The organism is Lysinibacillus sp. NPDC097214 (assembly GCF_050277945.1).
GTDB classification, from domain to species: domain Bacteria; phylum Bacillota; class Bacilli; order Bacillales_A; family Planococcaceae; genus Lysinibacillus; species Lysinibacillus xylanilyticus_B.
On the sequence record NZ_JBNNSS010000008.1, the window covers coordinates 152567 to 163454 of the forward strand.

Below are 10888 nucleotides of genomic sequence, written 5' to 3' on the forward strand. Positions count from 1 at the left end.
TTATTAGTGAACACGGTCAAAGTTATTTTTCAAATTAGTCGGGCAGGATTTAACGCCCTGTCCGGCTTTTTCTTTCAATAAATCATTCTATTTTTAATCTTTTGCTAAAGAAAAATGATTCTTGCAAACGATTATCGAGCTGCGTAAAGAGTCTTTATAAAGACCTATACTAGAGGGAGGTAGGCTCCTTGATAGACGTTAATGAATTTGAATATATGAAAATTGGTTTAGCTTCTCCTGACAAGATCCGTTCTTGGTCATACGGTGAAGTTAAAAAACCTGAAACGATTAACTATCGTACTTTAAAACCAGAAAAAGATGGTTTATTCTGTGAGCGTATTTTCGGTCCAACTAAGGACTGGGAGTGTCATTGTGGTAAATACAAACGTGTACGCTATAAAGGCGTAGTTTGTGATCGTTGTGGAGTTGAAGTAACACGCGCTAAAGTTCGTCGTGAACGCATGGGCCACATCGAATTAGCAGCACCAGTATCTCATATCTGGTACTTCAAAGGTATTCCTAGCCGTATGGGTCTTATTTTAGATATGTCCCCACGTGCACTAGAAGAAGTAATTTACTTTGCTTCTTACGTTGTAATCGAGCCAGGTGCTACAAACTTAGAAAGTAAACAACTACTTTCTGAAAAAGAGTACCGTGCATATCGCGAAAAGTTCGGCAACACATTCGAAGCATCTATGGGTGCGGAAGCAATTAAAAGATTATTAGGCAAAATTGATCTTGAAGATGAAACTCATTCTTTAAAAGAAGAGTTAAAATCAGCACAAGGTCAACGACGTACGCGTGCCATTAAACGTCTTGAAGTTGTTGAATCATTCCGTAACTCAGGTAACTCTCCTGAATGGATGATTTTAGATGTACTACCGGTTATTCCACCAGAGCTTCGTCCGATGGTGCAATTAGATGGTGGCCGTTTCGCAACGTCTGACTTAAACGATTTATATCGTCGTGTAATCAACCGTAATAACCGTTTAAAACGTTTACTAGACCTTGGTGCTCCAAGTATCATCGTACAAAACGAAAAACGTATGTTACAAGAAGCTGTTGATGCATTAATTGATAACGGTCGTCGTGGTCGTCCTGTAACGGGTCCTGGTAACCGTCCATTAAAATCACTTTCACATATGCTGAAAGGTAAACAAGGTCGTTTCCGTCAAAACTTACTTGGTAAACGTGTTGACTACTCTGGTCGTTCGGTTATCGTAGTAGGTCCAAACTTAAAAATGTACCAATGTGGTCTACCAAAAGAAATGGCCATTGAATTATTCAAGCCTTTCGTAATGAAAGAGTTAGTAGAACGTGGTCTAGCTCATAATATTAAATCTGCTAAACGTAAAATAGAGCGTTTAAACAACGATGTATGGGACGTTTTAGAAGATGTTATTCGTGAGCATCCAGTATTACTAAACCGTGCACCTACGCTTCACCGTCTTGGTATTCAAGCGTTTGAACCAACACTAGTTGAAGGTCGTGCTATTCGTCTTCACCCATTAGTATGTACAGCTTATAACGCTGACTTCGATGGTGACCAAATGGCGGTTCACGTACCATTATCAGCGGAAGCGCAAGCAGAGGCTCGTCTTCTAATGCTTGCTGCACAAAATATCCTGAACCCGAAAGACGGTAAACCAGTTGTAACACCATCTCAAGATATGGTATTAGGAAACTACTACTTAACACTTGAACGTGAAACAGCTCGCGGCGAAGGAACAATTTTCTATGGACCAAACGAAGTATTAATTGCATATGATACAGGTCATGTTCATTTGCATACTCGTATTGCGATTAAAGCAAGCTCGTTAAACAACCCAACATTTACTGAGGAACAAAATAACATGTTCCTATTAACGACTGTTGGTAAAGTAATCTTTAACGAAATCTTGCCTAAATCATTCCCATACATTAATGAGCCAACTGATTTCAACTTAGAGCAAGAAACACCAAGCCAATACTTTGCTAACTTAACAATTGATGCAGAAACGGTAAAAGAGCTTGAAGCAGATGCTGCTTATAATGGGCTTGATGAAAAAGGTAAAGTGGATGCACAACGTACAGCTGTACTGCGCAAACACTTTGCATCAGTACCAGTTGTAAACCCATTCCGTAAAAAATTCTTAGGTAATATCATTGCTGAAGTATTTAAACGTTTCCACATCACTGAAACATCTAAAATGCTTGACCGCATGAAAAACCTAGGATTCAAATATTCAACACGTGCTGGTATCACTGTAGGTGTATCTGACATCGTCGTATTACCAGACAAAGGCGAAATTTTAGCGATAGCTCAAGAAAAAGTAGATAAAGTTCAAGCGCAATTCCGTCGTGGTTTCATCACGGAAGATGAGCGTTATGATCGTGTTATCTCAAGCTGGAGTGCTGCGAAAGATGAAATTCAATCAAAGCTGATGAAGTCGCTTGAGAAAACAAACCCAATCTTTATGATGTCTGACTCAGGTGCCCGTGGTAACGCATCTAACTTTACACAGTTAGCTGGTATGCGTGGTCTGATGGCCAACCCGGCTGGTCGTATCATCGAACTTCCAATTAAATCTTCATTCCGTGAAGGTTTAACGGTATTAGAGTACTTCATCTCAACTCACGGTGCTCGTAAAGGTCTTGCCGATACAGCCCTAAAAACTGCCGATTCAGGTTACTTAACACGTCGTCTTGTTGACGTAGCACAAGATGTTATCGTTCGTGAGGATGACTGTGGAACTGACCGTGGTTTAACAATTGGTGCGTTAATGGAAGGTACAGAGCTAATTGAAGCGTTAGATGAACGTATTATCGGTCGTCATACGAAGAAAACAATCCACCATCCAGAAACAGGCGAAGTAATTTTAGAAAAAGACGGTTTGATCGACCAAGATATCGCTCGTATCATTATCGAGCTAGGTATCGAAGAAGTTACAATCCGTTCTGCGTTTACATGTAATACAAAACATGGCGTATGTAAAAAATGTTACGGCATGAACTTAGCAACAGGTGAAGAGGTTGAAGTTGGAGAAGCAGTTGGTATTATTGCGGCTCAATCAATCGGTGAACCAGGTACACAATTAACAATGCGTACATTCCATACAGGTGGGGTTGCCGGGGATGATATTACACAAGGTCTTCCACGTATCCAAGAGATTTTTGAAGCACGTAATCCTAAAGGTCAATCAGTTATTTCTGATATCGCAGGTACTGTTTCAGACATCACTGAAATCCGTGAAGGTCTAAAAGAGATTACAATTGAAGGTGAAGTAGAAACACGTAAATACGCAGCACCTTACAATGCTCGTCTGAAAGTACAAGAAGGCGACTTTGTAGAACGTGGTCAAGTATTAACAGAAGGTTCTATCGATCCAAAACAATTGTTAAAAGTTAAAGACGTTTCAACAGTTCAAGTATACCTGTTAAAAGAAGTACAAAAAGTATACCGTATGCAAGGGGTAGAAATTGGTGACAAACATATCGAGGTAATGGTTCGCCAAATGCTTCGTAAAGTACGTGTAATTGAAGCTGGGGATACAGAATTATTACCAGGTTCATTACTAGATATTCACCAATTCTCAGAGGCAAACGTAGATGCTGTTATGAATGGCAAAAACCCTGCAACTTGTCGTCCTGTTATCCTAGGTATTACAAAAGCGTCTCTTGAAACAGAATCATTCTTATCTGCTGCATCATTCCAAGAAACAACTCGTGTGTTAACGGATGCTGCTATTAAAGGTAAACGTGATGAACTTCTTGGTCTGAAGGAAAACGTAATTATCGGTAAACTTGTTCCTGCAGGTACTGGTATGCAACGTTACCGTCAAATCCGTATTGAAAAAGATGAGCTTGACACAGAAAATTTAATTTCTGCTGAATAATCATTAAAATAAGTGCCGAGGAGATGTATTTTTATCATCTCTTCGGACTTTTTAAAGATATGAGTTGACAGTCGAAATTGGTAATGATAATATATTGAAGGTTGATAGTTAACTGTCTGTACTTCGGAGGATATGAAAATGTCTTATGATAGAGTAAGGGATAGTCAAACAATCATAGGTACAAAGCAAACAGTAAAAGCAATGCGAGCCGGTTCAGTGAAAGAACTTTTTGTGGCACTCGATGCAGACAATTGGGTAACCGATTCGGCCATATCTTTCGCGAGAGAAATCGGTATACCAGTTACTCTTGTTGAGTCGAAAAAGGAACTGGGCAAGGCCTGTAGAATCCACGTTGGAGCTGCAGTAGTTGCGATTACTGTAGAGTAGTTTTTGTGTATTAAACACAAAGACTTTGTTTTTACCCAAAAAATGAACCACCTGGATGTGTGGTATTAACAAGGAATAAATGAAGGGAGGAAAAATCGATGCCTACAATTAACCAATTAGTACGTAAGCCTCGTCAATCTAAAAGCACGAAATCAAAATCACCAGCGTTAAACAAAGGATATAACTCATTTAAAAAATCTTTAACTGACGTTAAATCTCCACAAAAACGCGGAGTTTGTACTCGTGTAGGTACAATGACACCTCGTAAACCAAACTCAGCGTTACGTAAATACGCTCGTGTACGTTTAACTAACCAAATCGAGGTAACTGCTTATATCCCAGGTGAAGGCCACAACTTACAAGAGCACAGTGTTGTTCTTATCCGTGGCGGACGCGTAAAAGACTTAGCGGGTGTTCGTTACCATATCGTACGTGGTGCTCTTGATACAGCTGGTGTAAACGGTCGTTTACAATCACGTTCTAAATACGGAACAAAACGCCCTAAAGAAAAAAAATAATTTAACATTATTAAGCGTTGCTTAATAATGAACTATAAGTAGTTGTCGCAAATTTTTAATCTTGCTAGCAGATTGGAGATTTGCCCAACAACTATGACAAAGTAATTCTTATAAAATAAATCGATAACTATTCGAAAGGAGGAAAACACATGCCTCGTAAAGGTCCTGTTTCCAAACGTGACGTGTTACCAGATCCAATTTATAGTTCAAAACTAGTAACTCGTTTAATTAATAAAATGATGGTTGATGGTAAAAGAGGTACTTCTCAAAAGATTTTATACGGTGCGTTCGATATCGTTAAAGAACGTTCTGGTGAAAATCCAATTGAAGTATTCGAAGCCGCTCTAAATAATGTAATGCCAGTTCTTGAAGTTCGTGCTCGCCGTGTTGGTGGTTCTAACTATCAAGTACCAGTAGAAGTACGTCCAGAACGTCGTACAACTTTAGGTCTTCGTTACCTAGTTAACTATGCTCGTCTTCGTGGTGAAAAAACTATGGAAGAGCGTTTAGCTAACGAAATCCTTGATGCTTCTAACAACACTGGTGCATCAGTTAAAAAGCGTGAAGATATGCACAAAATGGCAGAAGCGAACAAAGCATTCGCTCACTACCGTTGGTAATCTAAACATCGCATAAGCCCAATATGGAAGGAGAAATACCTTATGAAACGCGAATTCTCTCTAGAGAATACTCGTAATATTGGGATCATGGCTCACATTGATGCTGGTAAAACAACAACTACTGAGCGTATCCTTTATTACACAGGTAAGATTCACAAAATTGGTGAAACTCACGAAGGCGCTTCTCAAATGGACTGGATGGAGCAAGAGCAAGAACGTGGTATCACAATCACTTCTGCTGCAACAACAGCTCAATGGGACGGCCACCGTGTAAACATTATCGATACTCCTGGACACGTAGACTTCACTGTAGAAGTTGAACGTTCACTACGCGTACTTGATGGTGCTGTAACAGTTCTTGATGCTCAATCTGGTGTTGAACCTCAAACTGAAACAGTATGGCGTCAAGCTACAACTTACGGCGTTCCACGTATCGTGTTCATTAACAAAATGGATAAAACAGGAGCAGATTTCCTATATTCTGTAGGAACTCTACACGAACGTTTACAAGCAAACGCTCATCCTATCCAATTACCTATCGGAGCTGAAGATCAGTTCTCAGCAATCATTGACTTAGTTGAAATGAAAGCTACTTTCTACGGCGACGAAAAAGGTACAGCAGTGACTGAAGGCGAAATTCCTGAAGAACACCGCGCACAAGCTGAAGAATACCGTGAAAAATTAATCGATGCTGTTGCAAGTGTTGATGAAGAAATCATGGAAAAATATTTAGAAGGCGAAGAAATTTCTGTTGCTGAACTTAAAGCGGCTATCCGTCGTGCTACGATCGCAGTAGAATTTTACCCAGTAATCTGTGGTACAGCATTCAAACACAAAGGCGTACGCCCAATGTTAGATGCAGTTATCAATTACTTACCATCTCCATTAGATGTACCAGCAATCAAAGGTACTGATGTTGATGGTGACGAGGAATTAGAACGTCATTCTTCAGATGAAGAGCCATTCTCAGCTCTTGCATTCAAAGTTATGACTGACCCATTCGTAGGTAAATTAACTTTCTTCCGTGTGTACTCTGGAACTTTAGAATCAGGTTCATACGTACAAAACTCTTCTAAAGGTAAACGTGAGCGTGTAGGTCGTATCCTACAAATGCACGCAAACTCTCGTGAAGAGATTTCTAAAGTATTTGCTGGGGACATCGCAGCAGCAGTAGGTCTTAAAGATACTACTACTGGTGATACTCTATGTGACGAGAAAAACCTAGTTATTCTTGAATCAATGGAATTCCCTGAGCCAGTAATTTCTCTTTCTGTAGAACCAAAATCAAAAGCTGACCAAGATAAAATGGGTCAAGCTTTACAAAAACTTCAAGAAGAGGATCCAACTTTCCGTGCTCACACTGACACAGAAACTGGTCAAACAATCATCTCAGGTATGGGTGAGCTTCACCTTGATATCTTAGTTGACCGTATGCGCCGTGAATTTAAAGTAGAAGCTAACGTAGGTGCTCCAATGGTATCTTACCGTGAAACATTCCGTAGCTCTGCAAAAGTTCAAGGTAAATTCACTCGCCAATCTGGTGGTCGTGGACAATACGGTGACGTAACGATTGAGTTCTCTCCAAATGAAGAAGGTAAAGGCTTTGAATTCGAAAACGCTATCGTTGGTGGTGTAGTACCTCGTGAATACATTCCTGCAGTTGAAGCTGGTCTTCGTGACTCTCTTGACCGCGGTGTAGTAGCTGGTTACCCACTAATCGACATTAAAGCGAAATTAGTATTCGGTTCTTACCATGACGTTGACTCGAATGAGATGGCGTTCAAAATTGCTGCATCTATGGCTCTTAAAGAAGCTTCTAAACAATGTGATGCAGTTATCTTAGAACCAATGATGAAAGTAGAAGTTGTAATTCCAGAAGAATACCTTGGTGATATCATGGGTAACATTACTTCTCGTCGCGGACGCGTTGAGGGTATGGAAGCTCGCGGTAACTCACAAGTTGTTCGTGCAATGGTTCCTTTAGCGGAAATGTTTGGTTATGCAACAACTCTTCGTTCAGCAACGCAAGGTCGTGGTGTATTCTCAATGACATTCGATCATTATGAAGAAGTACCAAAATCAATTGCTGCTGACATCATCAAAAAAAATAAAGGTGAATAATTGAATTTTCATCTTGCATAAAGTATAACTAATTTGTAAGCTATGATTGTGGGATGGTGAATGGGCCCATTTGCCATCAGCAATCATTCTATAAATTTTTAAAAAATATAAACATATAATTTTGAGGAGGCAATCTCTAATGGCTAAAGAAAAATTCGACCGTTCAAAAACGCATGCTAACATTGGTACAATCGGACACGTTGACCATGGTAAAACAACTTTAACTGCTGCTATCGCAACAGTTCTTTCTAAAAAAATGGGTGGAGAAGCTAAATCATACGCTGATATCGATAACGCTCCAGAAGAAAAAGAACGTGGTATCACAATCAATACTTCTCACGTAGAATACGAAACTGATACTCGTCACTATGCACACGTTGACTGCCCAGGACACGCTGACTATGTTAAAAACATGATCACTGGTGCTGCACAAATGGACGGCGGTATCTTAGTAGTATCTGCTGCTGATGGCCCAATGCCACAAACTCGTGAACACATCCTTTTATCTCGTCAAGTAGGTGTTCCATACTTAGTAGTATTCATGAACAAATGTGATATGGTTGACGACGAAGAATTATTAGAATTAGTAGAAATGGAAATCCGTGACCTACTATCTGAATATGACTTCCCAGGTGATGATCTTCCAGTAATCAAAGGTTCTGCTCTTAAAGCTCTTGAAGGCGAACCAGAATGGGAAGAAAAAATCGTTGAATTAATGGACGCTGTAGATTCTTACATCCCAACTCCAGAACGTCAAACTGACAAACCATTCATGATGCCAGTAGAGGACGTATTCTCAATCACTGGTCGTGGTACAGTTGCAACTGGCCGTGTTGAACGTGGTCAAGTTAAAGTTGGTGACGTAGTTGAAATCGTAGGTATTACTGAAGAAGCTAAATCTACAACTGTAACTGGTGTAGAAATGTTCCGTAAATTATTAGACTATGCTGAAGCTGGTGACAACATCGGTGCTTTACTTCGTGGTGTAGCTCGTGAAGATATCCAACGTGGTCAAGTATTATCTAAACCAGGTTCAATCACTCCACACACAAGCTTCAAAGCTGAAGTTTATGTTTTATCAAAAGAAGAGGGTGGCCGTCATACTCCATTCTTCACTAACTACCGTCCTCAGTTCTACTTCCGTACAACTGACGTAACAGGTATCTGTAACTTACCAGAAGGCGTTGAAATGGTAATGCCTGGCGATAACATCGAAATGACAGTAGAACTTATCGCTCCAATCGCTCTTGAAGAAGGTACTAAATTCTCTATCCGTGAGGGTGGCCGTACTGTAGGCGCTGGCGTAGTTGCTTCTATCCAAAAATAATTTTAGCGCAAGCTAATTTTTCAAAACCAATCTGTAGGGACGCTTACAGATTGGTTTTTTATGTTAAAATAAGTGAAGAGAATTTGATAATTTTACTTGAATTAGATTATTTTATGTATACATAATAGGTGAAATACCAAAGAACATAAGAATTTCAACGCAATAAACTGAGAATAAATTTTTTATCTACGAAACTGCTGTGGATAAAAGCTTGTGCAGCATGTAGAGTGTAGAATCACAGCCCTTTTAATATACATAATAAACATTTCATGGAAGGGGTATTTGCAAGTGGAGATGAAAATATTGTTGATAGAAGATGATCCATCTATTTTCGAGATGATTCAGACACGTTTTGCACAGTGGTCGCTTCAGGTTGTGGGTCCTAAAGATTTTCAAAAGGTGATGGATGATTTTATTGAGCAAAAGCCACAGCTTGTATTGATTGACATTCAGCTACCTGCTTATGATGGCTTTCATTGGTGTCGTGAAATACGTCATATTTCCAAGGTGCCAATTCTCTTTCTATCTTCACGAGACCACCCAATGGATATGGTCATGGCAATGCAAATGGGTGCAGATGACTTTGTACAAAAGCCGTTCCATATGGAGGTATTACTTGCAAAGGTACAAGCCGTTTTACGTCGTACATATGATTATATAGACGAATCAATGGATGTTACACGGTTTAATGGTGCAGTTATTGACTATGCACGCAGTGAGATTATGTATGAGGGTAAGCTTGCTTCATTAACAAAAAATGAACTGTTTATTTTACGTATTTTAGTGGAGAAGGCCGATCAAATTGTATCTAGAGATGATTTAATGAGAAAGTTATGGGACGATGAACGCTTTGTCAATGATAATACATTGTCGGTAAATGTGAATCGATTACGTACTAAGCTTGAGGATATAGGTTTACAAGAAGTTATTTTAACTAAAAAGGGACTTGGTTATATGGCTGTAACACAAGGGACGTGATGGACAATGCTCATTTTATTTTTAAGAGAACGCCTCGCATGGATAGGATTTTTTGTTTTTATCATCGTTATGATCAATGTTTTGTTTTCTTTAGACGTTGGATTAGTAGGGATCTCGATTTTGTATATTAATATTAGCCTGCTTATTAGTTTTATAATCTTTCTTTTTTGGCGATACGTAGTTGAAGTTGGGCGGCTAAAAGATTTCCTAGGAAATGTGGAAAACCAATTTGATGACGTACGAAGCAAAAATTTGGTGTTATCACCTTTTCAAACGACATATTTTACGAAAATTGAAGATGTTCTTTCCGGCAAGAACACAGAGTTAAATCAAGCAAAGGTACAGCTACAGGAATATTCAGATGATCTTTTAGCGTGGGTTCATGAAGTAAAGGCACCTTTAACTGCAGTAAATTTGATGCTAGATCGCGTAGAAGATTTGACACTACGTCGTAAATTAGAGACAGAATGGCTAAGACTGCATTTATTAGTTGATCAGCAGCTACACCAAACACGGTTAGCTTCTATTGAAAAAGATAATTATATGATGGAAATTGAGCTAAGAACCGTTGTCTATAAAGAAATAAGAGCTATGCAGGCATGGTGTATTGAAAAAGGTATCGGTTTTGATGTGGATGAGTTAACAGATACAGTGACGACGGATGGCAAATGGCTAGCCTTTATCATCCGACAAATTCTGTCCAATGCGATTAAATATAGTCCTGCAAATTCAGAGGTATTGATATTTACGGAAGTAGATGCTACTGGAGCAACACTATTACATATAAAAGATGCAGGTATTGGTATTCGTCAGGAGGATCTACCACGAATTTTTTATAAATCATATACTGGAACAGCCGGAAGAGAGTCTGCACAATCGACAGGTATGGGTCTTTACTTAGCACATAATGTGGCGCAGAAAATTGGCGTTCGTATTACTGTCCAATCTATTGTGGGTGAAGGGTCGATATTTACATTACGTTTTCCATTACAAAATGAATATATCAAACTAACAGGTAGATGACGAAATTGTCACCTACCTTTTTGTATTGTCATGTAAAAC

At 39.3% G+C, this 10888-nt stretch carries 8 protein-coding genes; all 8 read left to right on the plus strand.

The annotated features are described in order from the left end of the window. Positions 1 to 188: 188 nt before the first annotated feature. The 8 genes from rpoC (at position 189) to ACQKMI_RS18295 (ending at position 10849) form a co-directional block, all read left to right on the plus strand. Positions 189 to 3875 carry a DNA-directed RNA polymerase subunit beta' gene (gene rpoC, locus ACQKMI_RS18260; protein ID WP_427491228.1) on the plus strand — a complete coding sequence of 1229 codons (3687 nt, stop codon included), beginning with the start codon at positions 189 to 191 and terminating at the stop codon, positions 3873 to 3875. A gap of 138 nt (positions 3876 to 4013) precedes the next feature. Next, complete coding sequence (locus ACQKMI_RS18265; RefSeq protein ID WP_349660261.1) at positions 4014 to 4262, plus strand: ribosomal L7Ae/L30e/S12e/Gadd45 family protein; 249 nt, start codon at positions 4014 to 4016, stop codon at positions 4260 to 4262. A gap of 98 nt (positions 4263 to 4360) precedes the next feature. Beyond that, a complete protein-coding gene (gene rpsL, locus ACQKMI_RS18270; protein ID WP_008181595.1) occupies positions 4361 to 4780 on the plus strand; it encodes a 30S ribosomal protein S12 in 420 nt (139 codons plus the stop codon). Between the two features lie 149 nt (positions 4781 to 4929). Then, positions 4930 to 5400 carry a 30S ribosomal protein S7 gene (gene rpsG, locus ACQKMI_RS18275; RefSeq protein WP_079562374.1) on the plus strand — a complete coding sequence of 157 codons (471 nt, stop codon included), beginning with the start codon at positions 4930 to 4932 and terminating at the stop codon, positions 5398 to 5400. 42 nt (positions 5401 to 5442) lie between these two features. Continuing rightward, positions 5443 to 7521: an elongation factor G gene (gene fusA / locus ACQKMI_RS18280; RefSeq protein WP_427491230.1), complete on the plus strand. Its 2079-nt coding sequence runs from the start codon at positions 5443 to 5445 to the stop codon at positions 7519 to 7521. 139 nt (positions 7522 to 7660) lie between these two features. Continuing rightward, positions 7661 to 8848, plus strand: a complete 1188-nt coding sequence (gene tuf, locus ACQKMI_RS18285; RefSeq protein ID WP_323648567.1) for an elongation factor Tu — start codon at positions 7661 to 7663, stop codon at positions 8846 to 8848. A gap of 294 nt (positions 8849 to 9142) precedes the next feature. Continuing rightward, complete coding sequence (locus ACQKMI_RS18290) at positions 9143 to 9826, plus strand: response regulator transcription factor (RefSeq protein ID WP_427491264.1); 684 nt, start codon at positions 9143 to 9145, stop codon at positions 9824 to 9826. A gap of 69 nt (positions 9827 to 9895) precedes the next feature. After that, a complete protein-coding gene (locus tag ACQKMI_RS18295; RefSeq protein WP_427491233.1) occupies positions 9896 to 10849 on the plus strand; it encodes a sensor histidine kinase in 954 nt (317 codons plus the stop codon). The last annotated feature ends 39 nt before the right edge of the window (positions 10850 to 10888 follow it).

What these genes read in the sequence shown, in the direction of transcription:
- tuf (WP_323648567.1), top strand. Translation starts at nt 7,661, where the DNA reads ATGGCTAAAGAAAAATTCGACCGTTCAAAAACGCATGCTAACATTGGT.
- rpsG (WP_079562374.1), top strand. Translation starts at nt 4,930, where the DNA reads ATGCCTCGTAAAGGTCCTGTTTCCAAACGTGACGTGTTACCAGATCCA.
- ACQKMI_RS18265 (WP_349660261.1), top strand. Translation starts at nt 4,014, where the DNA reads ATGTCTTATGATAGAGTAAGGGATAGTCAAACAATCATAGGTACAAAG.
- ACQKMI_RS18290 (WP_427491264.1), top strand. Translation starts at nt 9,143, where the DNA reads ATGAAAATATTGTTGATAGAAGATGATCCATCTATTTTCGAGATGATT.
- ACQKMI_RS18295 (WP_427491233.1), top strand. Translation starts at nt 9,896, where the DNA reads ATGATCAATGTTTTGTTTTCTTTAGACGTTGGATTAGTAGGGATCTCG.
- fusA (WP_427491230.1), top strand. Translation starts at nt 5,443, where the DNA reads ATGAAACGCGAATTCTCTCTAGAGAATACTCGTAATATTGGGATCATG.
- rpsL (WP_008181595.1), top strand. Translation starts at nt 4,361, where the DNA reads ATGCCTACAATTAACCAATTAGTACGTAAGCCTCGTCAATCTAAAAGC.